Here is a 25,208-nt window from a genome sequence, read left to right as displayed (position 1 = left end):
GCAGACGTGGCAACGAGCCTCAAGGCGTACGTGAAGAGCCCCAGGGCGTACCTGAAGAGTCCCCATGCCTACGTCTGGTTCGCCGGCACCGTCCTGCTCCTCGCCCTGCCCTTCTACCTCGACCGCTTCTGGCTGCAGGCCGGACTCTTCGCGATGGCCGCCGCGATCGGCGCCATCGGCATCAACCTCCTCACCGGCGCCACCGGGCAGCTGTCCATGGGGCACGCGTTCTTCCTGGCGGTGGGGGCCTACAGCTACTGCATCCTGGCGGGCGACAGCGGCGTGGAGAACGGTCACCGCCTCGTCGGACTCGGACTCCCGACCTGGCTCGCCGCCGTACTGGCGGTGCTCGTGGCGGGCGCGGCGGGCGGCCTGTTCAGCCCCATCGCGGGACGGCTGCGCGGCGCGTATCTGGGCATCGCCACGCTCGCGCTGATCTTCATCGGCCAGCACGTCCTCTTCAACGCTCATGATCTGACAGGAGGTTTCAACGGCCGGGCGGTTCCGCCCCTCTCGCTCTTCGGCATCGACTTCGACGACAGCGAGACGGTCATCGCAGCCGTCCCCTTCCAGTCCGCCGAGAAGCTCTGGTACGTGGCACTGCTCGCCCTCATCGGGAGCGGCCTCTTCGCCCGCGGAGTGCTACGAGGCCGCCCCGGCCGCGCCATGAACGCCATCCGCGACCACCGCATCGCCGCGGGTGTCATGGGCGTCCCGGTCGCCCGCTACCGGGCCGCCGTCTTCGTCCTCTCCTCCATGTACGCGGGACTCGCCGGCGTACTGATCGCCCTGGTCTTCCAGCGGACCGTCCCCGAGTACTTCGGTGTGATCCTGTCGCTCGAATTCCTCGCGATGATCGTGATCGGGGGTCTCGGCACGGTCGCCGGCGCCGTCGTCGGCGCGGCCTTCGTCTCTCTGCTGCCCCAGCTCCTCACCCACTACAGCGACACCCTCCCGCTGGTCTCCGCCCCTGGTACGGGCGGCGTCTCACCCGGCGAGGCATCGCGCTACCTGTACGGCGCCGCGGTCGTCGCGGTCGTCCTCTTCCTGCCCGGCGGACTCACCCGTCTCATCACCTCTCGGGAGAAGTAATGAAGCCACGTCTGTACGCGGCGGCGCTGGCCGCCGCCCTGACCCTGACCAGCGCCGGCCTCGCCGGATGCAGCTCGAAGGCCACCGACGGGGGCGGGGGCGAGAAGGACGCCGGAGGGGTGAAGACCGGTGACGGCGTCACGGCCAAGACCATCAACCTCGGCGTCCTCACCGACATGACCGGCGTCTACGCCTCGCTCGGCAAGAGCGTCACCCAGGCGCAGCGGCTGTGGGCGAAGCAGACCAACGCGGCCGGCGGTATCTGCGGCCGCACCATCGAGCTCACCGTCCGGGACCACGGCTACGACCCGCAGAAGGCCGTCGCCGCGTACACCGAACTCGAACCGAAGGTGCTCGGCTTCTCCGAGTTCATCGGCTCGCCCTTCGTCGCCGCGGTCAAGGGCCGTATCGACGGCCAGGACAAGGCACTCGTGGTGCCCCAGGCCTGGTCGGCATCGCTGCTGGGCAGCCCGTACATCCGGGTCGTGGGAGCGACGTACGACATCGAGACGATCAACGCGGTCGACTATCTGCTCAGCCAGAAGCGCATCGCCAAGGGCGACAAGATCGGTCACGTCTACTTCGAGGGCGACTTCGGGGAGAACGCGCTGAAGGGCTCGAAGTACGCGGCGCAGCAGGCGGGTCTGACCATCGTCGAGCAGAAGATCAAGCCGACCGACAACGACATGTCCGCCCAGGTCGCCGCGCTCAAGAAGGCAGGCGTCAAGGCGGTCGTCATCAGCGCCGGACCACGTCAGGCGGCCTCGCTGGTCGGTGTCGCCGCGGCGGGCGGCTTCAAGGTCCCCATGATCGGTAACAACTCCGCCTTCGCGCCGCAGCTGCTGGGTACCCCGGCGGCGCCCGCGCTGACGAAGGACTACTACGTCGCCGCCTCCACCCTCCCCATCGGCGACCCGGGCGCGGGCCCGGCGAAGCTGGCCAAGGAGTACAAGGCCGCCTACCCCAAGGACGGTCTCGACAACGGCGTGGTCGCGGGCTACACCGCGGCGAGCGTCTACGGCGAGGTGCTGAAGAAGGCCTGCGCGGCCAAGGACCTGACACGAGAGGGCATCGACAAGGCGCTGCTCACCGTCTCCTCCTACGACAACGGCTTCGGCATCACGAACAACTTCTCGGACCCGGCGGCGCCGTCGACCCGGCAGAGTCTGATCATGAAGCCGGACCTCAAGGTGCCGGGGGGGCTGAAGGTGGTGCGGCCGGCGGCGGTGTCCAAGTCGGCGGAGTCGTACAAGTCGGGCAGCTGAGTCACCCTTCTGGGGGCAAGCCCCCGCCCCCTGCGCCGGCTTAGCGGCGCGGACCAGGGGGCTTCGCCCCCAGACCCCCGTATACGGCCTTCGGCCGCATGTCCTCAATCGCCGGACGGGCTTGAAAATCAAGCCTGTCCGGCGATTGAGGCGCGTCCACAGAGGCGATCAGCCGTCCACCGTGACACGGTGCGCCATCCAGCCCCGGAACTCCAGCGGGCCCGAGCCGTCCTGCCGCCCGAGATCCCCGGTGGGAACCGCGTCACCGCTGCCGGGCGTTGTGAGCCAGATCTGCCCCTTGCGGATCTGCGCTGCGCCGCCGGGGAACGGCTGCCCGAGACAGGCGTGCCGCGCGGGATCCTCGACCGGCCCCGGCAGCCGGCCGATCTCGAACGAGGTCTCGCACCCGGCGCCCTCGGTGGGCCCATACCCGCTGATCGGCCGCGCGCCCGGGGCGAGCCCCCGCCCCAGCCGTACCTGCGCGTCGAGCCGGAGCCGTTCCCCGCCGATCGCGACCGGCCGCAGCCCCGGCAGCTCCGTGCCGTCGTCCAGCAGCGAGGCCGCGGTGACCGGATCGGTGTCGGCCACGGACATGACGAGGGCCCGGGTGCGGATCGCACCCGGGCCCTCGTCATGCACATGCACTGCTCTAGGGGAGTTGAGCAGCCCTTGCCTCACGGTTCTCGCGGCGGTTGTCGCGGAACGTGTTCACACGCCGTGCCGTCGCGAAGAGCGGAATCGTCGCCGCCATCACGATCTGAAGCGCGCAGCCGGTCTGGAGCAGCACCTGACCGCCCGGAGCGTCGAACGCCCACGCCGCCAGCATCCCCATCGCCGAGACGATCCAGCCGAGCATCGCCACCGCGAGGACACCTCGCGGCTTGGGGTACTCGACCCGGCTCACCATCAGCCATGCCGTACCGATGATCGCCAGCAGCGTCGGGATGAACGGCAGCTCGAGCAGGATGATCGAGACGACCGTGAGCGCACCGAAGGGGCTCGGCATGCCCTGGAACATGCCGTCCTTCATGGTCACGCACGAGAATCTGGCAAGCCGCAGCACCACCGCCAGCAGCACGACGATCGCGGCCACCGCCGAGACCTTCTGCTGGGCGTCGTCCGCGACCATTCCGTACACGAGTACGAAGTACGCCGGGGCCAGCCCGAAGCTGATCAGGTCGGAGAGGTTGTCCAGCTCCGCGCCCATCGGCGAGCTGCGCAGCTTGCGCGCCACGAGCCCGTCACAGAGATCGAAGATCGCCGCCAGCAGCATCAGGATCACGGCGGTCGCGGCGCTGTTGCGCGCCATGCCGCTCTCGTTGCTGCCGGTGAGGTGCGGGATGAGGATCCCGGTGGTGGTGAAGTACACCGCCATGAAGCCACACGTGGCGTTACCCAGCGTGAGGGTGTCCGCTATCGACAGCCGCAGAGAGAGCGGCATGTCCTCCGCGTCGTCCTCGGCGTCGGCCTCTGCGACCCAGCCGGCCTGTGTGTCAGGATCAATCACGGTCAATTCGAGTCACCCCCGCGGTCGTGGTCTGACCGACCTCGACAGCGACGTCGACACCTTCCGGAAGGTAGATGTCAACGCGCGATCCGAAGCGGATCAGACCAATGCGCTCGCCCTGCTCGACCTTGGTCCCCTGCGGGAGATACGGCACGATCCGCCGGGCGACTGCGCCCGCGATCTGCACCATCTCGATGTCGCCGAGCTCGGTGTCGAAGTGCCAGACAACGCGCTCGTTGTTCTCGCTCTCCTTGTTGAACGCGGGAACGAAACCGCCGGGGATGTGCTCGACGGACGTCACGGTGCCCGCGAGGGGAGCGCGGTTGACGTGGACGTTCAGCGGGCTCATGAAGATCGCGACGCGAGTGCGTCCGTCCTTCCACGGCATGATGCTCTGCACCACACCGTCGGCGGGCGAGATGACCCGGCCCTGGGTGATCTCGCGCTCGGGGTCGCGGAAGAACCACAGCATGCCCGCCGCGAGCGCGGTGGTGGGCACGGCGATGGCCGCGGCGCGCCTGGAGCGACGCGATCGGGCCAAGCTGAGTGCGGCGGTGGCGACGGTCGGCAGAAGCCACGGCGATGCTCCGCGCGCGAGGCGGACGCGGCCGCGTGGTGCAGAGGTTTGGCTGTGGGGCATGGATGACCTTCGTAGCGGATGATGCCGCGCTGGCAACGGGGGACGGCGGCTTTCGGGCGATGTTATCGGTTGCGAGCCGCAACTGGGTAAGCCAGCAATCGAGTCGGCGGCCGGAAGATGATGACACGGTGTGATCCTCTTCGCGGCCGTACCGACTCAAATACGACAATCAACCCTGGAATCGGTACTCCTCCAGCAGCCGACGACCAATGATCATTTTCTGGATCTCGGCGGTACCTTCACCGATCAGCAGCATCGGCGCCTCGCGGTAGAGGCGCTCGATCTCGTACTCCTTGGAGAAGCCGTAACCGCCGTGGATTCGGAAGGCGTCCTCGACGACTTCCTTGCAGTATTCGGAGGCGAGGTACTTCGCCATCCCTGCCTCCAGGTCGTTTCGTTCCCCGGAGTCCTTTTTGCGTGCCGCGTTAACCATCATCGCATGAGCGGCCTCGACCTTGGTAGCCATCTCGGCCAGCTTGAACTGAATGGCCTGGTGCTGAGCGATCGCCTTGCCGAAAGTGTGACGCTGCTGCGCATACGAGACGCCCAGCTCGAACGCACGCTGCGCCACTCCGCAGCCACGCGCCGCGACATTGACGCGACCGACCTCGACGCCGTCCATCATTTGGTAAAACCCTCGGCCGGTGGTGCCGCCGAGTACCCGATTGGCCGGAATGCGCAGTCCGTCCATGATGAGCTCGGTGGTGTCGACACCCTTGTAGCCCATCTTGTCGATCTTCCCGGGGATGGTGAGGCCTGGGCGGACCTCTCCGAAGCCGGGCTCCTTCTCGACCAGGAAGGTCGTCATCGACTTATGGGGGGCGGTGCCCTCCGGGTGTCCTTCGTCACTCCGGCACAGAACGGCGACCAGATTGGACGTTCCGCCGTTCGTGAGCCACATCTTCTGGCCGGTCAGGACGTACTCGTCGCCGTCCTTGACGCCCTTGGAGGTGATCGCCGACACATCGGAGCCGAGAGCCGGCTCGGACATCGAGAACGCGCCACGCGTCTCGCCCAGCGCCATCCGCGGCAGGAAGGTGTCCTTCTGCTCCTGCGTGCCGTGCTGCTTGAGCATGTACGCCACGATGAAATGCGTATTGATGATGCCCGAGACGGACATCCAGCCACGCGCAATCTCCTCGACGCACAGCGCGTAGGTGAGCAGCGACTCGCCCAGGCCGCCGTACTCCTCCGGGATCATCAGCCCGAACAGGCCGAGTTCCTTGAGGCCTTCGACGATCTGCGTCGGATACTCGTCGCGGTGCTCCAGCTCGGTGGCGACAGGAATGATCTCCTTGTCGACGAAATCCCGGACGGTGGCCAGGATTTCCTGCTGGACGTCGGTCAGACCGTGGGTCTGGGCGAGTCGGCTCATGGCTACTTCTCCTGTGCCTTCAGCTCCGGGCGGCCGGGCTGCTCGCCGCCGCGCTCCTTGATGTACGTCTCGGTCGGGACCATCACCTTGCGCCGGAAGACGCAGACGAGGGTGCCGTCCTGCTTGTAGCCCTTGGTCTCGACGTAGACGATCCCGCGGTCGTTCTTGGACTTCGACGGAGTCTTGTCGAGGACCGTCGTCTCGCCGTAGATCGTGTCGCCGTGGAAGGTCGGCGCGACGTGCTTGAGCGACTCGACCTCCAGGTTGGCGATGGCCTTGCCGGAGACATCCGGGACCGACATGCCGAGGAGCAGCGAGTAGATGTAGTTCCCGACGACGACGTTCTTCCCGAAATCGGTCGTCTTCTCCGCATAGTTGGTGTCCATGTGGAGGGGGTGGTGGTTCATGGTGAGCAGACAGAAGAGGTGGTCGTCGTACTCGGTGACCGTCTTCCCGGGCCAGTGCCGGTAGACCGCGCCGACCTCGAACTCTTCGTACGTGCGTCCGAACTGCATCGCTTACGCCTCCGGGGCTTCGAACTTGGACGTGCGCTGCAGGCCCGCCGCGCGGCCCTTGCCCGCGACGACCAGTGCCATCTTGCGGCTGGCCTCGTCGATCATCTCGTCGCCGAGCATCGCCGAGCCCTTCTTACCGCCGGCCTCCGAGGTGCACCACTCGTAGGCGTCCAGGATCAGCTCGGCGTGGTCGTAGTCCTCCTGGGAGGGCGAGAAGACCTCGTTGGCGGCGTCGACCTGGCCGGGGTGCAGCACCCACTTGCCGTCGAAGCCCAGCGCCGCCGCACGGCCCGCGACCTCGCGGTACGCGTCCACGTCGCGGATCTGCAGGAAGGGGCCGTCGATCGCTTGGAGGTCGTGCGTACGGGCCGCCATCAGAATCCGCATCAGGATGTAGTGGTAGGCGTCCGCGCCGTAGCCGGGCGGCTGCTGGCCGACGACCAGCGTCTTCATGTTGATGGAGGCCATGAAGTCGGCCGGGCCGAAGATGATGGTCTCCAGACGCGGCGAGGCGGCGGCGATCTCGTCGACGTTCACCAGGCCCTTGGCGTTCTCGATCTGCGCCTCGATGCCGATCCGGCCGACCTCGAAGCCCATCGTCTTCTCGATCTGGGTCAGCAGCAGGTCGAGCGCCTTGACCTGGGTGGCGTCCTGGACCTTCGGCAGCATGATGCAGTCGAGATTGGGGCCCGCGCCCTCGACGACCGTCACCACATCGCGGTACGTCCAGTGCGTCGTCCAGTCGTTGACCCGCACGACCCGGGTCTTGCCCGTCCAGTCGCCGTTGTTGAGCGCGTCGACGATGGTGTGCCTGGCGCCCTCCTTGGCGAGCGGCGCGCACGCGTCCTCCAGGTCGAGGAAGACCTGGTCGGCCGGGAGGCCCTGGGCCTTCTCCAGGAAGCGCGGGTTGCTGCCCGGCACGGCGAGGCAGGAACGCCGCGGACGGAGACGGTTCACGGGCGTGGTCATGCGGGGACCTCCAGAGGGTCGAGCTTGTTCGCTTTCCGGATCTCGTCGACGATACGGCCGATGATCTCCGTGATGCCGAAGTCCTTCGGGGTGAAGACGGCGGCGACGCCTGCCGCCTTCAGATCGGTGGCGTCGGCGTTCGGGATGATCCCGCCGACGATCACCGGAATATCGGCCGCGCCGGCCTCTCGCAGCCGGTCCAGCACATCGGGGACCAGCTCGGCGTGCGAGCCGGAGAGGATCGACAGGCCCACACAGTGGACGTCCTCCGCGAGCGCGGCGTTGACGATCTGTTCGGGCGTGAGCCGGATGCCCTGGTAAACCACTTCGAAGCCCGCGTCACGGGCGCGTACGGCGATCTGCTCGGCGCCGTTGGAGTGACCGTCCAGGCCCGGCTTGCCGACCAGCAGCCGCAGCCTTCCGGAGCCCAGCTCGTCGGCCGTACGGGACACCTTCTCGCGTACGAGAGCGAGCGGTGTGCCCTTCTCGGCGGTGACCGCGACCGGCGCGCTGCTCACGCCCGTCGGCGCGCGGAACTCGCCGAACACATCGCGCAGCGCCCACGACCACTCGCCGGTGGTGACACCCGCACGGGCGCACTCGACGGTGGCGGCCATCAGGTTGGTGGAGCCCGCGGCGGCCTTCTTCAGTGTGGCCAGGGCCTCGCTCGCCCGGATCTCGTCGCGGTTGTCGCGCCACTCGTGGAGCTTCGCGACGACGCGCGCCTCGTTCGCCGGGTCGACCGTCATGATCGCGGTGTCGAGGTCCGCGGTGAGCGGGTTCTCCTCGGTGGTCTCGAAGATATTGACGCCGACTATCTTCTCCTCGCCGCCCTCGATCCGGGCCCGGCGCTCGGCGTGCGAGGAGACCAGCTGCGACTTGAGATAGCCGGACTCGACGGCCGCCATCGCGCCGCCCATCTCCTGGATCCGGCCGATCTCGGCGAGGCACTCGGTGACCAGGGAGTCCACCTTGGCCTCGATGACGTGCGAGCCCTCGAAGATGTCCTCGTACTCCAGCAGATCGCTCTCGTGCGCCAGCACCTGCTGGATACGGAGCGACCACTGCTGGTCCCAGGGCCGGGGGAGACCCAGGGCCTCGTTCCACGCCGGGAGCTGTACGGCCCTGGCGCGCGCGTCCTTGGAGAGCGTGACGGCCAGCATTTCGAGGACGATGCGCTGGACGTTGTTCTCCGGCTGGGCCTCGGTCAGACCGAGGGAGTTGACCTGGACGCCGTAGCGGAAGCGGCGCTGCTTCTCGTTCTCGATGCCGTACCGCTCGCGCGTGACCTGGTCCCAGATACGGCCGAAGGCGCGCATCTTGCACATCTCCTCGATGAAGCGGACGCCCGCGTTCACGAAGAAGGAGATACGTGCGACCACATCGCCGAACTTCTCCGCCGGCACCTGGCCGGAGTCCCGTACCGCGTCCAGCACGGCGATCGCCGTGGACATCGCGTACGAGATCTCCTGGACCGGAGTGGCGCCCGCTTCCTGCAGGTGGTAGCTGCAGATGTTGATCGGGTTCCACTTGGGGATGTTGGCCACCGTGTACGTGATCATGTCGGTGGTCAGGCGGAGCGAAGGACCGGGCGGGAAGACATGCGTCCCGCGCGACAGGTACTCCTTGACGATGTCGTTCTGCGTCGTCCCCTGGAGCTTGGTGATGTCGACGCCCTGCTCCTCGGCGACCACCTGATAGAGCGCCAGCAGCCACATGGCGGTGGCGTTGATGGTCATCGAGGTGTTCATCTGCTCCAGCGGGATGTCCTGGAACAGCCGGCGCATGTCACCGAGATGCGAGACGGGGACCCCGACCCGGCCGACCTCACCGCGGGCGAGGATGTGGTCGGGGTCGTAGCCCGTCTGCGTCGGCAGGTCGAACGCGACCGACAGGCCGGTCTGCCCCTTGGCGAGGTTGCGCCGGTAGAGCTCGTTGGACGCCTCGGCGGTCGAGTGACCGGCGTACGTCCGCATGAGCCAGGGCCGGTCCTTCTGACGTTCAGTCATCTAAGGGCCTCAGATGTTCCGGAAGCGGTTGATGGCGTCGATGTGCTTCTCGCGGAGCTCCTCGTTGCGCACACCCAGACCTTCGCGGGGTGCCAGTGCCAGCACGCCGACCTTGCCCTGGTGCAGGTTGCGGTGCACGTCGTACGCGGCCTGGCCGGTGTCGTCGAGGGAGTAGACCTTCGACAGCGTCGGGTGGATCTTGCCCTTGGCGACCAGTCGGTTGGCCTCCCACGCCTCGCGGTAGTTGGCGAAGTGCGAGCCCACGATCTTCTTCAGTGACATCCACAGGTAGCGGTTGTCGTACTCGTGGTTGTAGCCCGACGTCGATGCGCAGGTGACGATCGTGCCGCCCTTGCGGGTCACGTACACGCTCGCGCCGAAGGTCTCGCGGCCCGGGTGCTCGAAGACGATGTCCACGTCCTCGCCGCCGGTCAGCTCACGGATGCGCTTGCCGAAGCGCTTCCACTCGCGCGGGTCCTGGTTGTGCTCGTCCTTCCAGAACTTGTAGCCCTCGGCGTTGCGGTCGATGATCGCCTCCGCGCCCATCGCGCGGCAGATGTCCGCCTTCTGCGGGCTGGAGACCACACAGATCGGGTTGGCGCCACCGGCCAGCGCGAACTGGGTGGCGTACGAGCCGAGGCCGCCGCTGGCACCCCAGATCAGGACGTTGTCGCCCTGCTTCATGCCCGCGCCGTTGCGCGAGACGAGCTGGCGGTACGCGGTGGAGTTGACCAGGCCCGGAGCCGCGGCCTCCTCCCAGCTGAGGTGCTGGGGCTTGGGCATCAGCTGGTTGGACTTGACGAGCGCGATCTCGGCGAGACCGCCGAAGTTCGTCTCGAAGCCCCAGATGCGCTGCTCGGGGTCGAGCATCGTGTCGTTGTGGCCGTCCGAGGACTCCAGCTCGACCGAGAGACAGTGCGCGACGACCTCGTCGCCCGGCTGCCAGGCGTTGACGCCGGGACCGGTGCGCAGCACGACGCCCGCCAGGTCGGAGCCGATGATGTGGTACGGCAGGTCGTGCCGCTTGGTGAGCTCGGAGAGCCTTCCGTACCGCTCGAGGAAGCCGAAGGTGGACATCGGCTCGAAGATCGAGGTCCAGACGGAGTTGTAGTTCACCGAGCTGGCCATGACCGCGACGAGGGCCTCGCCCGGGCCGAGCTCGGGCACCGGCACGTCCTCGACATGGAGGGACTTGCGGGGGTCCTTCTCCCGGGTCTCGAGGCCGGCGAACATCTCGACCTCGTCCTTGTGCACGGTCACCGCGCGGTAGGACTCGGGGATGGGCAGTGTGGCGAAGTCGGCGGGCTTGCTGTCCGTCGACTGGATCGCGTCCAGGATTTCCTTCACGGGGTGCCTCCGGCGAAGCGCGTTTGAGGGAACGCTGAGGGGAAACGTCGGGGTGCTGCTGCTGTGGAGGTGTGCCGTCGGTTCGGCGGGTGGTGCTGCTGGCAGCGCTGGTGGGCGCGTGAGGTTGCCTGTGACGCAGGCGTCCGGGCGCACAAACCGATGGTTTGCGGGGACAGCCGGCGTACGAAAGGTCTCTGCACGCCGGCCGCCCGGACAACATCAACGTATGGCACCCCGTGCCAGGCCGCAAGACACTCGGTGCCAGGAATTTCTCTCGCTTGTCATCTGGCGGGCACGTATGAGCAACAAACGACCGCCCCGGAAGCGGAGGTCCGTCACCTTCTGTGTGCTCTTGAGTGCAGTCGGTTCGCGCTCTGGCGTGGATCGATGCCGCTGACGGTGCCGACCAACTCGAGGACGCCTGACCTGATGGTGCGTCATGAGGGCTGACTCATCGGGGGATTGGCCGGCCGTGGTGCGGAGCGTCCAGCAGGTCTCCCAGACATGCCAGATACAGCGCGATTGCCGCACCCGGCTCGCGCACCCGCTGCCCCGACAGCTGCTCGATCTTGTCCAGCCGGTACAGCAGCGTGTTGCGATGCACTCCGAGGCGCTCCGCCGCGCGCAGCAGACTGAAACCGCCCTCGCTCCAGGCGATCAGCGTCTCGCGCAGCGCCGCCCAGTCGCCGCGCTCACGCAGCGTGCCGAGCACTGACTCTGTGTACCGTGAACGCTCCTGGCGCACGGCCGCCGCCACCAGCTGCGGCACGCGCAGCCCGGCGACCGCGAAGACCCTGGCGCCCGGGTTCAGCGCCGGGCCGATCCGCAGTGCGGCGGCCGCGTCCCGGTACGAGCCGCACATCCCCGCCACGCCCGTCCCCGGGTCCCCGACCGCGATCCGGGCATCCAGGCCGTGCCGCTCTGGGGCCCGGGGCCCGGGCGGGCTTCCTGGTGGAGCGCCAATGGGCCATCGACCCCTCGCTGTTCGTCGACACACTGGCCGATCGGCTGTGCCGCGGCGGAGTCGAACTGGTGGAGGGCGCCCGGGTCACCTCCGTACGCGAAGGCGGCGGCCGCACCGAGGTGCGCACCACCGCCGGTACCTACACCGCCGACACGACCGTGATCGCCGCCGGAGTCTGGTCCCGCGAGCTCTGCCGCGGGCTCGGCGTGGACATCGACCTGATGCCCGGCAAGGGCTACAGCTTCTCGGTGCCCGTCGACCCGCTGCCCTCGCGGCTGATCCACCTGGGAGCGGCGAAGGCCGTGCTGACACCGCTCGGCAAACGCCTGCGGATCGCCGGGACGATGGAGTTCGACCACGACCCGGACCGTTTCAGGCAGGGCAGGGTGGACGCGATCATCGCGGCCACGCGGCCTTGTCTGCGGGGCGCGGACTGGGAGCGGCGCGAGCAGGAGTGGATGGGCCCGCGCCCGATGACCCCGGACGGACTGCCGCTCATCGGACGCGTACCCGGCACATCCGGGGTGCTGCTGGCCACCGGGCACAACATGCTCGGGCTGATGCTGGGCCCGGCGACCGGGCGTCTGGTCACCGGGCTGCTGACCGGCGGGGCGGACCCAGGTCTCGCGGCGAGGTTCGACCCGGCACGCACCGCCAGGAGGCGGCGGGGCGGGGTGCGGGTGGGGGTGTCCGGCTAACGCACTCGGGGGGCGTGTCCTCAATCGCTGGACGGGCTTGATATGCCCGGGCACATCAAGCCCTGCCGGCGATTGAGGCGCGGGGCCCGGGGCCCCGGGGTCAGGCCCTGCGGTCGCCCAGGGCCCGCTCGATGGTGCGCATGACCTCGTCCAGCGGCGCGTCGGTACGGGCCACCGTCACCAGGACGTCGCCACTGGTCCGCGCCGACACCGCCGCGGGACCCGGTCGCTCGGCCTGCGCGGTGCGGCCCGCCCCGATGCCCGTGCCGAAGGTGTCGCGGACGATCGAGAACGCGTGGTCCAGCTGGGACTCCACATCGCCCTGGCCGCCCGCCCGCAGCCAGCGGCGCAGCACATGGTTGTGCGCCGTGACGACCGCGGACGCGGCCACCTCCGCCAGCAGCGGATCGTCGTTGCCGACGTGGTGGTCGCGCTCGTCGAAGTGGCCCAGCAGATAGCGGGTGAACAGCCGCTCGTAGCGGGCCACCGAGGCGATCTCCCGCTCCCGCAGCGTGGGAACCTCACGGGTCAGCCGGTAGCGCTCGACGGAGACCGCCGGAGAGGCCGCGTACATCCGCATGACCTCCTTGATTCCCCTGCAGACGGTGTCCAGCGGATGCTCATGGGCCGGGGCCGCGTTCAGCACCGCCTCGGCCCGTACGAGCGTGTCGTCATGGTCCGGGAAAATCGCCTCTTCCTTGGAACGGAAGTGGCGGAAGAAGGTCCGGCGGGCGACCCCGGCGGTGGCCGCGATCTCGTCGACGGTCGTTGCCTCGTACCCCTTGGTCGCGAACAGCTCCATCGCCGCGGCCGCCAACTCGCGCCGCATCTTGAGGCGCTGCGCGGCGGCGCGGCTGCCTGCCGCACTTTCCGGAGCGTCGGGAGTGGCCTTGGCGCGGGTGGGCTTGGCGGGCTGGGGCATGACCTGAACGTACTGCATCTGTGCAGGAGGGCGCGCCTGCGGGGGCGGGCCGCCCGAAGGGCCGAGCAGCCCGCCCCAGCCCGCGCCGTGATCAGCGCCGGGCATATTCGCGGAAGCCACGCCCCGTCTTGCGGCCGAGGCAGCCCGCAGCCACCAGGTGCTCGAGCAGCGGCGCCGGGGCCAGGCCCGGGTCGCGGAATTCGCGGTGCAGAACCTTCTCGATGGCGAGCGAGACATCGAGCCCGACCACGTCGAGGAGCTCGAAGGGGCCCATCGGATAGCCGCCGCCCAGCTTCATCGCGGCGTCGATGTCGTCGAGCGTGGCGTAGTGCTCCTCGACCATCTTGATCGCGTTGTTGAGGTACGGGAAGAGCAGGGCGTTGACGATGAAGCCGGCCCGGTCACTGCAGTCCACCGGGTGCTTCTTGATCTTCGTGGTGACCTCGCGGACGGTGGCGTGGACCTCGTCGGAGGTCAGGACCGTACGGACCACCTCGACCAGCTTCATCGCCGGAGCGGGGTTGAAGAAGTGCATCCCGATGACGTCCTGCGGGCGCGAGGTGGCGCGGGCACAGGCGACGACGGGCAGCGAGGAGGTGGTGGTGGCGAGCACCGCACCCTCCTTGCAGATCTTGTCGAGGGTGGCGAAGAGAGCCTGCTTGATCTCCAGATCCTCGGCCACGGCCTCGACGGCGAGGTCGACCTCGGCGAAGGCGTCGAGCGAACCGGCCGGTGTGATCCGGGCCAGGGTCGCCGCACTGGCCTCGGCCGTCATCCGGCCCTTGTCGACCGAGCGCGCAAGGGACTTGGCGATACGGGCCTTCGCCGTCTCCGCCTTCTCCGGGCTGCGGGCGGCGAGCACGACGTCGTAACCGGCCTTGGCGAAGACCTCCGCGATACCGCTCGCCATGGTGCCGGAGCCGGCCACGCCGACGGAGCGGACCTCGCGGCCGGCCGACGCCGTCGCTTCCGGCTGAGGCGTGAGGGCGTCCGGGACCAGCACCGAGGTGTCGGGAGCGGCGTACGAGTAGAAGCCGCGGCCCGTCTTGCGGCCGGTCAGGCCCGCCTCGCTGAGCTGCTTGAGGATGGGGGAGGGCGCGTGCAGCCGGTCGTGGGACTCGGCGTACATCGCGTCCAGGACGGTACGGGCGGTGTCGATGCCGATCAGGTCGAGCAGGGCGAGCGGGCCCATCGGCAGTCCGCAGCCGAGCTTCATCGCGGCGTCGATGTCCTCGCGGGAGGCGTACTTGGCCTCGTACATCGCGGCGGCCTGGTTGAGGTAGCCGAACAGCAGACCGTCCGCGACGAAACCGGGGCGGTCGCCGACCGCGACGGGCTCCTTGCCGAGCTCGCGGGCGAGCGCGGTGACGGTCTCGACGGCGAGCGGGGAGGTCAGCACCGAGGAGACGACCTCGACGAGCTTCATGGCCGGGGCCGGGTTGAAGAAGTGCAGGCCGAGCACGCGCTCCGGGTGCTGGGAGTCGGCGGCGAGCCGGGTCACCGAGAGGGCGTTGGTGCCGGTGGCGAGGATCGCGTCCGGGCGGACGATCGCGTCCAGCGCACGGAAGACCTGCTGCTTGGCCTCGTACGACTCGGGCACGACCTCGATCACGAGATCGGCCTCGGCCGCGGCGTGCAGATCGGAGAAGGTACGGAAGCGGGCGAGGGTGTTCCGGCGCTCCTCCTCGGTGATCCGCTCGCGCTCCACGGCGCGGGCGGTGGAGGTCTCGAGCGCGGTGACGGCGTGGCGGGCCGCGCTGTCGCTGATGTCGATGCCGATGACCTCACGGCCGGCGTGGGCGAGGACTTCGGCGATGCCGGTGCCCATGGTGCCGAGGCCGACGACAGCAATGGTGTGGAGAGGGGTGTCCATCGGGGGACTCCAGGGATGAGTGACGACTGATGAGGAGCGCGCGCGAGCGGGAACGCCGAAGGGCGCGTGCCTGGCGGCATGACTGCGCAGAACCGCGCACGGAAATTCGGCGCACGGCAAATGCGTCTTGTGGTGCGGAGCCGACGGACTCTGTCCCTGAGTCACGTCGTACGTGGTGCAGAACTACCGAACCGACAAAGCACTCGCGGCGGCTGCGTCACCAGGCCACCGTGAGCTGCGGGGGGTTACCCGCTCACCTGAGCTTAACTCGCTGGTAACGAGCACGCCAGACCTGGGCGGGTGTGATCTGGATCGCCGGTCCGTGGCTGTCTCTCGCCGGTCTCTGGCCGGTTTCGGCCGGTCTCCGGCCGGCCTCTGTTGATCCCTGGTTGATCCTTGGTTGGTTCCTGGCAGGTCCTTCGCCGGTCTCCCGCCGATACGCTGGCCGCCATGGACGAGGAGTTACGGTCGCTCGCGGGGCGGCTGCGCGGTGAGTCGGGCGGCTCGGCGGCGTATGAACGGCTACTGGTGACCGAGGACCGGGAGGAGCTCGCCGGAGTCCTCACCGAACATGAACGGCCTCTGTGGGCACGGGAGATCGCCGCCTTCCGGCTGGGCTGCGCGGGGGACCGGCGGGCCTTCGAGGCGCTGGTACTGCTCCTCAATCACCGCGATCCCGCGCGCTGTGTCTCGGCGGCACACGCTCTGGCGAGGCTGAACGACCCTCGCACCCCCCGGGCGGCGGCCGCGCTCGCCACGAATGAGCTGCGCGTCGCCTACGCCCTGCTTCCGGTCCGGCTGCTCACGCGGCTGCGCGCGCCGGAGTCCGTACCGGCGCTGATCACCGTCCTGAGACGCAGGCTCGCTCCGGGCGACCCGCACTGGCGGGTGGCCCTGGCCTGCGTCGAGGGCCTCGGCGCACTGGGCGACAAACGGGCGGCCGGCATCCTCCGCTCGGCCCGCACGCACCCACGGCTCATGGCGGCGGCGGAGGCGGCACTGGCCCGGGTGGGCTGAGGGGCCGAGAGGTGGGCGGCTGGGCCGAGGAGCCGAGCTGAACCGGCTGGGCGGCGCGGCTCGGTGCGGGCCGCCTAGTGGTGCGGGCTCGCGCCCGACCGCGTATGGCTCTACACGGTCAAGGCGCGGGCGTACCGAACCTCCGGGACCGCAACGCCGTCCACCTCGAACGGCTCCTCCGCGCCGTCGGGTGTGAAGCCCGCCTTCTCGTAGAAGCTGCGGGCGCGGTCGTTCTCCTTGAGTACCCAGAGCCGCATCTCAGGGAACCCGTCAGCCGTGGCCCGCTCCGTCAGCTCCGCCATCAGCGCCTGCCCCACGCCCGTGGATATCTGTTCCGGCAGCACGTAGATCGTGTACAGCTCGCACATACCCGCCGTCGCGTCCTCGTCCCGGCTCGGTCCGCAGCAGCCCCACCCGACCACTTCGCCGTCCCGCTCGGCGACCACATTGGTCACTCGCCTGCTGCCCTTCGCGAGGAAAGCGCGGCGCTTCGCCGCGTCCTCCTCGATGCTCATCGCGTCCAGGTACGACGACGGCATCAACCCGGCGTACGCGTGCTGCCAGCCCCGGACCCGGACCGTAGCGACCGCTTCGCAGTCGTCGATGCCCATGTCCCGTATACGTACCGGCATCCGCTAGCCCTCCTCTCCGGTGATCGCGAACGCCTCGATCTCGACGAGCAGTTCGGGCCGGAACAGGGCCGCCACCTGGACCGCCGAGCTGGCCGGCAGCCGTCCGGCGTCGATCACCTCGTCCCGCGCCGCACGGACCGCCGGAAGGTGTGCGACATCGGTGACGAAGTACGTCAGCTTGACCACATCGTCGAAGGAGGCGCCCGCCGCGGCCAGACAGCGGCGGAGGTTCTCGAAGACCTGCCGCGCCTGTGCCGCCGGGTCTCCCTCGCCCACGACCTTGCCGTCCTGGTCGAAGGCGCACTGCCCCGATATCGCCACGAACCGGCCGGTGCCCCAGACGACATGGCTGTATCCCGTGCCGGGAGCCACACCTTCGGGAGCCTGTACATGCGTGAGTCGCGAAGTCATGCGTTCATCCTTGCGTACACCACTGTCAATCCCGATCGATTTCCCGGCCCGCCCGCCTCAGAGCAGAGTCAGCTGCGTCGGCTCCGGCGTTGCGAGCTCCGGCTCCTCCGGTACCGGGATCCGCCGCGGCACACCCCGGTCGGCCGGGCCTATGCCGAACTCCCGGGCCAGTTCATGGACATGGCGCGTGATCCGGCGCTGGTACCACTTCGGCGCATACGCCCCCTCCGCGTACAGCCGCTCGTAACGCCGTACCAGTTGCGGATGGTGCTGTGCCAGCCACGCCATGAACCACTCGCGCGCACCGGGCCGCAGATGAAGGACGAGCGGCGTCACCGACGTCGCTCCGGCCGCGGCGATCGCCCGTACGGTGGCGCGGAGTTGGTCCGGGTGGTCGCCGAGGAACGGGATGACCGGCGCCATCAGCACCCCGCAGCCGATCCCGTGCTCGGTGAGGGTGCGTACGACGTCGAGGCGCCGCTCCGGCGAGGGCGTGCCCGGCTCGACCGTGCGCCACAGCTCGGGGTCGGTGAAGCCGACCGAGACGGAGATCCCGACCTCGGTCACCTCCGCAGCCTGCCGCAGCAGGTCCAGATCGCGAAGGATCAGCGTGCCCTTGGTGAGAATGGAGAACGGGTTCGCATGGTCGCGCAGAGCGGTGATGATGCCCGGCATCAGCCGGTAGCGCCCTTCCGCCCGCTGATAGCAGTCGACGTTCGTCCCCATGGCGATATGAGCGCCCTGCCACCGCCGGGACGCCAGCTGCCGGCGTAGCAGCTCCGGCGCGTTGATCTTCACAACGATCTGGGAGTCGAACCCGAGCCCGGTGTCGAGGTCCAGATAGCTGTGGGTCTTGCGGGCGAAGCAGTACACACAGGCGTGCGTGCAGCCCCGATAGGGATTGACCGTCCACTCGAACGGCATCCGCGAGGCGCCCGGCACCCGGTTCAGGATCGAACGGGCGCGGATCTCGTGGAAGGTGATGCCCCGGAATTCGGGGGTGTCGAAGGTCCTGGTGGTCACCGCGGACGTAGCGAAAAGCGCGGTGTCCCCGGCCGTCGTGGGGTTCTCGACCAGATTGTCCCAGCGCATGAGCGCCTCCTCGGTAGCACTGGCCACAGAATAGAACACATGTTCCCTTGATTGCTTGTGGAGTGAGGCAAACTTTCCGGCAGGGGGTTGGGTTGAGGGGTCGGGAAGGATGGCTGGGTGAGCGGACAGCAGAAGCCGTCACGGCGGGTGTCGGTGGACGAGCGGATCCAGGTCGTGTTGGCCGTGTTGAAGGGCGAGTTGTCACTGACCGGGCCCTAGGCGAACGCACCCACATGCGGCCTACCTCGCCGTCGAACACTGCGATTAGCGTGTGGCCTTTGGCGGACCTGCTACTTGACTGGAGTTCCTGACATGACCAGTAAGTTCACCGAGCTTGCGATCGACTGTGCCGATCCCAACGGTCTCGCCCGGTTCTGGTGCTCGGTCCTTGACTACGAGGTGCAGGACGAAGACGACGGAATTGTCACAATTGGCTCCCCTGCGGTGCCTGGAGGCACGAACCGCCTTGGTCCAGTGCCACCGACGTTGACATTCGCGCACGTGCCCGAGGGCAAGACCGCCAAGAACAGGCTCCACCTCGACGTCACCCCAACCGACAGGGAGCAAGACGAAGAGGTCCGTCGCCTGCTCGACCTAGGTGCTCGACACGCCGACGTCGGCCAAACCGGCGATGAGAGCTGGGTCTGTCTTGCCGACCCGGAGGGGAACGAGTTCTGCGTCCTTGCGGGCCGCCGCCCCTGATCGGAGGCCGCACACCGCGCGAGGCCTACTTCCGGTCGCCTACCCACGCTCACGCGAAGGCGATGAGGAGCCCCTCCAGAGATGGAGAATCCCGACCCGAGCAAGATCAAACTCTGCCAACTTCCTGACTCATGACGCTTGCAACGCCGGTGCGTCTCGGGGGTGACCCCGGATGCCCGCAGGTGAACCCACCGGTCACAGCAACCCACCACGCCCCCGGCCCAGGGTGACCACGAGCGCGGTGACCCTGGATGCCCGCAGGTGAACCCACCGGTCACAGCAACCCACCACGCCCCCGGCCCAGGGTGACCACGAGCGCGGTGACCCTGGATTTGGGCGGCCGGACCCGAGGTGATTGGCTAGCGGCACCCCCGAAGAACCGAGTGCTGGAGGAACGCGAATGGCGCAGGTCGAGGCCACCACGGAACGGATCATCGCGGCAGACGCGGAGAAGGTGTTCGATGCGCTGGCCGACTACGAGAACACCCGCGCCAAGCTGCTGCCCGAGCACTTCAGCGAGTACGAGGTCCGTGAGGGCGGCGACGGCGAGGGCACTCTCGTCCACTGGAAGCTCCAGGCGACCAGCAAGCGGATCCGCGACTGCCTGCTCGAGGTGACCGAGCCGACCGACGGTCAGCTGGTCGAGAAGGACCGCAACTCCTCGATGGTCACCACCTGGACCGTCACCCCGGCCGGTGAGGGCAGGTCGAAGGCCGTCGTCAGCACCGTCTGGAACGGCGCGGGCGGCATCGGCGGCTTCTTCGAGAAGACCTTCGCCCCCAAGGGACTTGGCCGGATCTACGACGCGCTGCTCGCCAAGCTGGCGGCCGAGGTCGAGAAGTAGCCCGTGAAGTAGCCCTGCGGGGTTGCTGTAACGCTCACCGTTTCGAGTGGTTTTCCCCGCGGCGCCGTGATGCGCCCCGCGCGCCACGGGTCGCGGGAAAGCCCCTGATGAGCGCCCGAAGTGCGCCCCGCCAGAGTCAGTTGGGCCCCGTCGTGCGCCCCCGGCACGGATAACGTCCCGCTTGCTCCCCCTTGGCGCGTAATGCGAAGAATTACGCCGCGCAGGCGTGACGAGGGGAGCAGATACGTGGGCGGCATCACTCTGGTGAAGGACGAGCAGACGGCTCCGGCCGCGGCTGCACTGCCTCCCCCTGCCGGACCGGCCGAGGCCACCGCGCTCAGCCCGCGCCGCGTACGCCTCGTCTTCATCGGGCTGCTGCTCGCGCTGCTGCTCGCCGCGCTCGAGCAGATGATCGTCGCCACCGCCCTCCCGAAGATCGTCGGCGAACTGCAGGGCCTGGACCGGATGCCCTGGGCGATCACCGCCTATCTCCTCACTGCCACCATCGGCCTGCCCGTCTACGGCAAACTCGGTGATCTCCTCGGCCGCAAGGGCGTCTTCCAGTTCGCGATCGTCGTCTTCGTCATCGGCTCCGCGCTGGCCGGCCGGTCGCAGAGCATGGACCAGCTCATCGCCTTCCGCGCCATCCAGGGCATCGGTGCCGGCGGCCTCATGATCGGCGTGCAGGCGATCATCGCGGACATCGTGCCGCCCCGGGAACGCGGCCGTTTCATGGGTCTCATCGGCGCCGCCTTCGGACTCGCCTCCGTCGCGGGACCACTGCTCGGCGGCTTCTTCACCGACCACGCCTCCTGGCGCTGGTGCTTCTACTTCAATGTCCCCTTCGGCCTGGTCACCCTGATCGTGGTCACCGCGGTGCTGAAGCTCCCGAAGCCTGCTGCCAGAGCACGACTCGACGTCCTCGGGGCGCTGTTCCTCGCCGCCGCGTCCACCTGCCTCGTTCTGCTGACCAGTTGGGGCGGTACCGAGTACGCGTGGGGCTCGCGCGTGATTCTGGGACTGGCGGCCGGGGCTGCGGGAACCATCCTGCTCTTCCTGGTCGTTGAGTCCTTCGCCCCCGAACCGATCATCCCGCTCCGGCTGTTCCGCGACTCGATCTTCACCACCACCAGCCTCGTCGGCGCCATCGTCGGCGTCGCGCTCTTCGGCGTGGCCGGCTATCTGCCGACGTTCATCCAGATGGTCGACGGTGCCAGCGCCACCGAGTCCGGGCTGCTGATGCTCCCGATGATGGGCGGCATCGTCGGAGCCTCGATCATCTCCGGCCGGCTCATCAGCCGTACCGGGCGTTACAAGATCTACCCCGTCCTCGGCAGCGCGATCTCGGCCGTCGGTATGTGGCTGCTGTCGCGCCTTGAGGCCGACACACCCCGGCTCGACCACAGCATCTGGCAGGCCGTGCTCGGTGTCGGAATCGGACTTGTGCTGCCGGTGCTGGTCCTCGCCGTGCAGAACGCCGTACCGCCCGCCGACCTCGGCACCGCCACCAGCGCCAACAACTACTTCCGGCAGATCGGCGGCAGCGTCGGCGCCGCCGTCTTCGGCACGCTCTTCGCCAACCGGCTCACGGACGCGCTCGCCGACCGCCTCCCGGCCGGCGCGGGCCTGCCCGCTCAATCCATTCCGAACGTCGAATCCATCACTCCGCAGATGGTCCACGCGATGGAGCCCGCGCTGCGTGACGCCTACATCCAGGCGTACGCAGACGCGATGCCGCGGATCTTCCTCTATTTCGTGCCGGTGCTCGCGCTCGGCCTCTTCATCGCCTTCTTCCTCAAGGAGAAACCGCTGGTGTCCCAGAACGCCCAGGCCGCCGAGCCCGCTGTCACCTCCGCCTCCGTCCCGTCGGCCCGCACGGCGCGCGCCGATCGTGCCGCGCGCACCACGCCCGCGTACACCTCCGGCGTCCCGGTCTGCGGCACCGTCCAGCACCACGACGGCAGCACCGTCCCGCGCGCCGCCCTGACCCTCATCGACGTACAGGGACAGCAGATCGGACGCGGCGCGAGCGGCGAGGACGGGCGGTACGCGCTCAGCGTGCCGGGAGCCGGCTCGTACGTCATGATCGCGGCGGCCGGCGGACACCAGCCGCAGGCCGTCACCGTCACCGTCGGCGAGCGGCCCGTCGAGCTCGATGTGGTCCTCGGCGGCGCGGGCAGGCTCGCCGGGACCGTCGTCACGGCCGACGGATCGCCGGTACGCGACGCCGCCGTCACCCTCACCGACGTGCGCGGCGACGTCGTCGTCACCACCCGCAGCGGCCGCGAAGGCGGTTACGCGATCACGGAGTTGGTGGCCGGGGAGTACACACTGGCTGCGAGCGCGCCCGCCTTCCGCCCCGCCGCGCAGACCGTGAGCGTGCAGGCGTCCCGCGAGACCCGGCAGGACATCGAGCTCGCGGGCGGAGCCGTGCTGCGCGGCACCGTACGGGCCGGTGGCGGCCGGCCCGTCGAGGACGCGCGGGTCACGCTGCTCGACGCGGCCGGCAATGTGGTGGACACCCTCACCACGGGCCCCGACGGCAGTTTCCGGTTCGTGGATCTGTCGTCGGGGGAGTACACGGTGATCGCAGCGGGTTATCCGCCGGTCGCGACAGTCCTGCAGGTCGCGGGCGGCGGACGCGCCGAGCGCGATCTCCAGCTGGGGCACGAGGACTGACAATTCGTCAGTTTCGCGCGGGGGCGCACCACCCCATTTCGGCGTTGCCCGGCGCGCTTCCTGCGCCGCGCCGTACCGTAGAGGCAAGGCCGCAGATCCTGGCGGCGGGGAAGGAGCCTCCCACCCATGCACAGTGGTGTTCCGCCCACACCGCCACGGGAGTACGCCGTGGCCGGCCGGATTCCGCTTGCCGTGGTCGTCGTGGACGGCGACGGCTTGGTGTCGCACTGGTCGACCGGTGCGAAGCGCCTCTTCGGCCCCACCAGGGAGCAGGCGGTGGGACAGCCCGTCGTCGAACTGCTCCCGGTCACCGGCGCGCTCGCGGGGGACGGTGAGTACGAGGCGCACCACGACTACGGCGGTCTGGGCCCCGGCCTCGACGCCTCGCTGAACGGCCTCACCTCCTACCCCGCTGCAGGCCGGGCCCGCCTCTCCGAAGCCGGACGCGACCGGGTCGATGTGCTGTGGTGGGCGTACCCCATGATCGGTCCGGGCGACGAGCGTCTGCTCGTACTGGCCGCGGATGCCGCGCAGTTCGGCGCCGAGGACGAGAGTGTCGAGCGCATCGCGCCCGGATTCGCCCTGCACACCGAGTTTCCCGGCTCCGACGAGCTGGCGCGCCGGCTCCCCGAGATCCTGCCGAGCATGAGCGTCCAGGAGTCGGCGCGGATCGTCTCCCAGATCCTGGACCTGGGCTATCCCGTGCTGGAGTTCAGCCATCACGACCGGGTGCCGGTCACCCCGGACTGGGGTGTCCCCAGGCGTACGGAGCGCAAGGCGCGGCAACGGGCCGCCGAGGAGGCGGCAGCGGCGGGGCAGCCGGTCGACACGGCCGATCTCCAGCAGGATCTCGAGTACGCCGCGGTCCGCGAGCGGCTCGAATTCCTCAACGAGGTCAGCGGCCGCATCGGTTCCTCGCTCGACCTCGCCCGTACGATTCAGGAAGTCAGCGCGGCCGTCGTGCCGCGCTTCACCGATGTCGCGGGCACTTATCTGCGTGAACAGGTCATCGCGGGCGAGGGCTTCCCCGACGGACCGCCGGACGCGACCACCATGTGGCACCGCGTCGCCGTCGAGCATGTGGACGAGCCGGGCCGCTGGGACGATGTGGTGCCGGTCGGCGAATCCATGCCGTTCCCCGAGCGCACCCCGTTCTTCCAGTGCATGACCACCGGCGATCCGGTGCTGGTGCCGCGTATCAGCGAGCAGATGGGCAATGCCATCGCCTCGCAGTTCGAGAAGCGCGACATCCGGCCGCTGATCACCAACCGTTCGATGCTCGTCGTGCCGCTGAAGGCGCGCAATGTGGTGCTGGGCTTCATGATCCTGCTGCGCCATGCGGAGCGCGCTCTGTTCAACGACATGGACCGGGTCACCGGGGCCGAACTGGCCGCCCGCGCCGGGCTCGTCCTCGACAACGCCCGTATGTACACCTACCAGGAGAGTGTGGCCGAGACCCTCCAGGACTCGATGCTGCCGCAGGTCACCCCGCGGATGGCCGGCTGCGACACCGCCACCCGCTATCTGCCGGGCACCCTGCTGGGGAGGGTCGGCGGCGACTGGTTCGACTCCGTCAAGCTGCCCGGCTCGCGCACCGCGCTGGTGGTGGGCGATGTGATGGGGCACGGGCTCAACTCCGCCGCGATGATGGGCCAGTTGCGTACGGCCGTACAGACCATGGCCGCCCTCGACCTGCCGCCCGAGCAGCTCCTGCGGAACCTCGACGACCTCGCCCAGCGACTCGGCGAGCACTACCTCGCGACCTGTCTGTATGCGGTCTATGACCCGATCCGCAATGAACTCCGGATGGCGAACGCCGGCCATGTGCCCCCGGTGATCGTCCGCGCGGCGGACGGGCGCAGCGAGCTGCTGGAACTGCCGACCGGTGCGCCGATCGGCGTCGGCGGAGTGCCGTTCGAGAGCGTACGAGTGCCCGTGGCACCCGGCGACCGCCTTGTGATGTGCACGGACGGCCTGGTGGAGGTCCGTGGCGAGGACATAGGCGTCGGGCTTGCGACGCTCTGCGAATCCGCGGCCCATCCCGCCGCCTCCATGGACGACGCCTGCGACACCATCATCCGCTCGCTGAACGTCCGAGGCGGACGCAAGGACGACGTCGCCCTGCTGATGGCCCGGCTGAACGGCATCGAGCCCGAGTCGGTGGCGGCCTGGGAGCTGTCGCTGGAGCCGCGCGAGGCGGCGCGGGCCCGGCGGCTGGTCCGTGGACAGCTGCGGTCCTGGGGACTCGTTGATCTGACGGAAACCGTGGAGCTGCTGGTCAGCGAAGTGGTCACCAACGCGGTGCGGCACGCGCAGGGCCGTCGCGCGGAGCTGCGGCTGGTACGGGCCGGATCCCTGCTGTGTGAAGTGGCCGACGAGGACCGCACTCTGCCGACGCTGCTCGACGCCCGCCCCGACGCCGAACTGGGCCGGGGACTGCGCGTGGTGAGCAGTCTGGCGCGGGAGTGGGGCACCAGCCGGACGGCCGACGGCAAGACGGTCTGGTTCGAGCTGGCGCTGCCGTAGCCGCGCTCGGGGCGGGTGCGGCTCGGCCGCGGGCTCGCTGCGGACTCGGCTGTGGGCTCGGCTGTGGGCTCGAACGCCACGTATAAGGAATGCGCCGGGTACTTGTCGCCGTAACTCGTGAGCGATAGA

At 69.0% G+C, this 25,208-nt stretch carries 22 protein-coding genes; 8 read left to right on the top strand and 14 right to left on the bottom strand.

The window, feature by feature from the left end; all coding sequences use genetic code 11:
• Positions 1 to 30 precede the first annotated feature (30 nt).
• Together ACFYXH_RS29585 and ACFYXH_RS29580 are read left to right on the top strand one after the other, a co-directional pair.
• Entirely contained in the window at positions 31 to 1,092 is a 1,062-nt protein-coding gene (locus tag ACFYXH_RS29585) for a branched-chain amino acid ABC transporter permease (RefSeq protein ID WP_389569327.1), read from the top strand.
• Positions 1,092 to 2,357, top strand: a complete 1,266-nt coding sequence (locus ACFYXH_RS29580) for an ABC transporter substrate-binding protein (RefSeq protein WP_389569135.1) — start codon at positions 1,092 to 1,094, stop codon at positions 2,355 to 2,357. Before ACFYXH_RS29585 ends, ACFYXH_RS29580 begins: the two co-directional genes overlap by 1 nt.
• 168 nt (positions 2,358 to 2,525) lie before the next feature.
• Here the strand turns inward: ACFYXH_RS29580 and ACFYXH_RS29575 are convergent, their stop codons facing one another.
• From ACFYXH_RS29575 to ACFYXH_RS29535, 9 genes are all read right to left on the bottom strand, one after another.
• Positions 2,526 to 3,002 carry a hypothetical protein gene (locus ACFYXH_RS29575; protein ID WP_389569132.1) on the bottom strand — a complete coding sequence of 159 codons (477 nt, stop codon included), beginning with the start codon at positions 3,000 to 3,002 and terminating at the stop codon, positions 2,526 to 2,528.
• A gap of 4 nt (positions 3,003 to 3,006) precedes the next feature.
• A complete protein-coding gene (gene pssA / locus ACFYXH_RS29570) occupies positions 3,007 to 3,864 on the bottom strand; it encodes a CDP-diacylglycerol--serine O-phosphatidyltransferase (RefSeq protein WP_389569129.1) in 858 nt (285 codons plus the stop codon).
• The gene (locus ACFYXH_RS29565; RefSeq protein ID WP_362676823.1) at positions 3,857 to 4,504 is read right to left on the bottom strand and encodes a phosphatidylserine decarboxylase; all 648 of its coding nucleotides are present in this window, start codon (positions 4,502 to 4,504) and stop codon (positions 3,857 to 3,859) included. Before ACFYXH_RS29565 ends, pssA begins: the two co-directional genes overlap by 8 nt.
• A 169-nt stretch (positions 4,505 to 4,673) precedes the next feature.
• Entirely contained in the window at positions 4,674 to 5,879 is a 1,206-nt protein-coding gene (locus tag ACFYXH_RS29560; protein WP_326653642.1) for an acyl-CoA dehydrogenase family protein, read from the bottom strand.
• A 2-nt stretch (positions 5,880 to 5,881) separates the two neighbouring features.
• Positions 5,882 to 6,394 carry a MaoC family dehydratase gene (locus ACFYXH_RS29555; protein WP_362676821.1) on the bottom strand — a complete coding sequence of 171 codons (513 nt, stop codon included), beginning with the start codon at positions 6,392 to 6,394 and terminating at the stop codon, positions 5,882 to 5,884.
• 3 nt (positions 6,395 to 6,397) lie between these two features.
• Positions 6,398 to 7,363, bottom strand: coding sequence for a CoA ester lyase (locus tag ACFYXH_RS29550; RefSeq protein WP_327326957.1), 966 nt, complete (start codon positions 7,361 to 7,363; stop codon positions 6,398 to 6,400).
• Positions 7,360 to 9,372, bottom strand: a complete 2,013-nt coding sequence (locus tag ACFYXH_RS29545; protein ID WP_389569124.1) for a protein meaA — start codon at positions 9,370 to 9,372, stop codon at positions 7,360 to 7,362. The genes ACFYXH_RS29550 and ACFYXH_RS29545 overlap by 4 nt, the downstream gene beginning before the upstream one ends.
• A gap of 9 nt (positions 9,373 to 9,381) precedes the next feature.
• Entirely contained in the window at positions 9,382 to 10,719 is a 1,338-nt protein-coding gene (ccrA, locus tag ACFYXH_RS29540) for a crotonyl-CoA carboxylase/reductase (protein ID WP_389569121.1), read from the bottom strand.
• A gap of 451 nt (positions 10,720 to 11,170) precedes the next feature.
• Positions 11,171 to 11,581 (bottom strand): PucR family transcriptional regulator, encoded by a 411-nt coding sequence (locus ACFYXH_RS29535; RefSeq protein WP_389569118.1) that lies wholly within the window; start codon positions 11,579 to 11,581, stop codon positions 11,171 to 11,173.
• Here ACFYXH_RS29535 and ACFYXH_RS29530 point away from each other — a divergent pair.
• Positions 11,548 to 12,381: an NAD(P)/FAD-dependent oxidoreductase gene (locus tag ACFYXH_RS29530; RefSeq protein ID WP_389569117.1), complete on the top strand. Its 834-nt coding sequence runs from the start codon at positions 11,548 to 11,550 to the stop codon at positions 12,379 to 12,381. The genes ACFYXH_RS29535 and ACFYXH_RS29530 overlap by 34 nt on opposite strands.
• Before the next feature lie 100 nt (positions 12,382 to 12,481).
• Here ACFYXH_RS29530 and ACFYXH_RS29525 read toward each other — a convergent pair whose 3' ends face one another.
• Both ACFYXH_RS29525 and ACFYXH_RS29520 read right to left on the bottom strand, forming a co-directional pair.
• Complete coding sequence (locus tag ACFYXH_RS29525) at positions 12,482 to 13,303, bottom strand: TetR family transcriptional regulator (protein WP_389569114.1); 822 nt, start codon at positions 13,301 to 13,303, stop codon at positions 12,482 to 12,484.
• Between the two features lie 91 nt (positions 13,304 to 13,394).
• The gene (locus ACFYXH_RS29520; RefSeq protein WP_389569111.1) at positions 13,395 to 15,176 is read right to left on the bottom strand and encodes a 3-hydroxyacyl-CoA dehydrogenase family protein; all 1,782 of its coding nucleotides are present in this window, start codon (positions 15,174 to 15,176) and stop codon (positions 13,395 to 13,397) included.
• A 450-nt stretch (positions 15,177 to 15,626) separates the two neighbouring features.
• Here ACFYXH_RS29520 and ACFYXH_RS29515 point away from each other — a divergent pair, with 450 nt between their 5' ends.
• A complete protein-coding gene (locus tag ACFYXH_RS29515; RefSeq protein WP_389569109.1) occupies positions 15,627 to 16,193 on the top strand; it encodes an adenylosuccinate lyase in 567 nt (188 codons plus the stop codon).
• Positions 16,194 to 16,303: 110 nt separating this feature from the next.
• On the opposite strand, the gene ACFYXH_RS29510 is transcribed toward ACFYXH_RS29515, so the two are convergent.
• The 3 genes from ACFYXH_RS29510 to ACFYXH_RS29500 are packed head-to-tail and all read right to left on the bottom strand — an operon-like array spanning position 16,304 to position 18,328.
• Positions 16,304 to 16,825, bottom strand: coding sequence for a GNAT family N-acetyltransferase (locus tag ACFYXH_RS29510; RefSeq protein WP_389569106.1), 522 nt, complete (start codon positions 16,823 to 16,825; stop codon positions 16,304 to 16,306).
• A gap of 3 nt (positions 16,826 to 16,828) precedes the next feature.
• Positions 16,829 to 17,236, bottom strand: coding sequence for a RidA family protein (locus tag ACFYXH_RS29505; RefSeq protein ID WP_362676805.1), 408 nt, complete (start codon positions 17,234 to 17,236; stop codon positions 16,829 to 16,831).
• A 57-nt stretch (positions 17,237 to 17,293) separates the two neighbouring features.
• Positions 17,294 to 18,328, bottom strand: a complete 1,035-nt coding sequence (locus tag ACFYXH_RS29500; protein WP_389569104.1) for an Rv2578c family radical SAM protein — start codon at positions 18,326 to 18,328, stop codon at positions 17,294 to 17,296.
• A 312-nt stretch (positions 18,329 to 18,640) separates the two neighbouring features.
• Here ACFYXH_RS29500 and ACFYXH_RS29495 point away from each other — a divergent pair, with 312 nt between their 5' ends.
• From ACFYXH_RS29495 to ACFYXH_RS29480, 4 genes are all read left to right on the top strand, one after another.
• On the top strand, positions 18,641 to 19,030 hold the full coding sequence (locus tag ACFYXH_RS29495) for a VOC family protein (protein WP_389569100.1): 390 nt from the start codon (positions 18,641 to 18,643) through the stop codon (positions 19,028 to 19,030).
• 400 nt (positions 19,031 to 19,430) lie between these two features.
• On the top strand, positions 19,431 to 19,874 hold the full coding sequence (locus ACFYXH_RS29490; RefSeq protein ID WP_326653656.1) for an SRPBCC family protein: 444 nt from the start codon (positions 19,431 to 19,433) through the stop codon (positions 19,872 to 19,874).
• Positions 19,875 to 20,120: 246 nt separating this feature from the next.
• Positions 20,121 to 22,553, top strand: coding sequence for an MFS transporter (locus ACFYXH_RS29485; protein ID WP_389569096.1), 2,433 nt, complete (start codon positions 20,121 to 20,123; stop codon positions 22,551 to 22,553).
• Between the two features lie 126 nt (positions 22,554 to 22,679).
• The gene (locus tag ACFYXH_RS29480) at positions 22,680 to 25,079 is read left to right on the top strand and encodes a SpoIIE family protein phosphatase (protein ID WP_389569093.1); all 2,400 of its coding nucleotides are present in this window, start codon (positions 22,680 to 22,682) and stop codon (positions 25,077 to 25,079) included.
• Positions 25,080 to 25,208 lie beyond the last annotated feature (129 nt).

The organism is Streptomyces sp. NPDC002730 (assembly GCF_042888805.1).
Classification (GTDB): Bacteria; Actinomycetota; Actinomycetes; order Streptomycetales; family Streptomycetaceae; genus Streptomyces.
The sequence above is the reverse complement of the archived record's forward strand: the minus strand, read 5'-3'. Positions and strand labels throughout refer to the sequence as shown.

Excerpts from the sequence above, each read along its gene's own strand:
- ACFYXH_RS29480 (WP_389569093.1), top strand. The coding sequence starts at position 22,680 with ATGCACAGTGGTGTTCCGCCCACACCGCCACGGGAGTACGCCGTGGCC.
- ACFYXH_RS29490 (WP_326653656.1), top strand. The coding sequence starts at position 19,431 with ATGGCGCAGGTCGAGGCCACCACGGAACGGATCATCGCGGCAGACGCG.
- ACFYXH_RS29515 (WP_389569109.1), top strand. The coding sequence starts at position 15,627 with ATGGACGAGGAGTTACGGTCGCTCGCGGGGCGGCTGCGCGGTGAGTCG.
- ACFYXH_RS29560 (WP_326653642.1), bottom strand. The coding sequence starts at position 5,879 with ATGAGCCGACTCGCCCAGACCCACGGTCTGACCGACGTCCAGCAGGAA.
- ACFYXH_RS29565 (WP_362676823.1), bottom strand. The coding sequence starts at position 4,504 with ATGCCCCACAGCCAAACCTCTGCACCACGCGGCCGCGTCCGCCTCGCG.
- ACFYXH_RS29555 (WP_362676821.1), bottom strand. The coding sequence starts at position 6,394 with ATGCAGTTCGGACGCACGTACGAAGAGTTCGAGGTCGGCGCGGTCTAC.
- ACFYXH_RS29545 (WP_389569124.1), bottom strand. The coding sequence starts at position 9,372 with ATGACTGAACGTCAGAAGGACCGGCCCTGGCTCATGCGGACGTACGCC.
- ACFYXH_RS29495 (WP_389569100.1), top strand. The coding sequence starts at position 18,641 with ATGACCAGTAAGTTCACCGAGCTTGCGATCGACTGTGCCGATCCCAAC.
- ACFYXH_RS29550 (WP_327326957.1), bottom strand. The coding sequence starts at position 7,363 with ATGACCACGCCCGTGAACCGTCTCCGTCCGCGGCGTTCCTGCCTCGCC.
- ACFYXH_RS29580 (WP_389569135.1), top strand. The coding sequence starts at position 1,092 with ATGAAGCCACGTCTGTACGCGGCGGCGCTGGCCGCCGCCCTGACCCTG.
- ACFYXH_RS29500 (WP_389569104.1), bottom strand. The coding sequence starts at position 18,328 with ATGCGCTGGGACAATCTGGTCGAGAACCCCACGACGGCCGGGGACACC.
- ACFYXH_RS29520 (WP_389569111.1), bottom strand. The coding sequence starts at position 15,176 with ATGGACACCCCTCTCCACACCATTGCTGTCGTCGGCCTCGGCACCATG.
- ACFYXH_RS29505 (WP_362676805.1), bottom strand. The coding sequence starts at position 17,236 with ATGACTTCGCGACTCACGCATGTACAGGCTCCCGAAGGTGTGGCTCCC.
- ACFYXH_RS29510 (WP_389569106.1), bottom strand. The coding sequence starts at position 16,825 with ATGCCGGTACGTATACGGGACATGGGCATCGACGACTGCGAAGCGGTC.
- ACFYXH_RS29535 (WP_389569118.1), bottom strand. The coding sequence starts at position 11,581 with ATGTGCGGCTCGTACCGGGACGCGGCCGCCGCACTGCGGATCGGCCCG.
- ACFYXH_RS29525 (WP_389569114.1), bottom strand. The coding sequence starts at position 13,303 with ATGCCCCAGCCCGCCAAGCCCACCCGCGCCAAGGCCACTCCCGACGCT.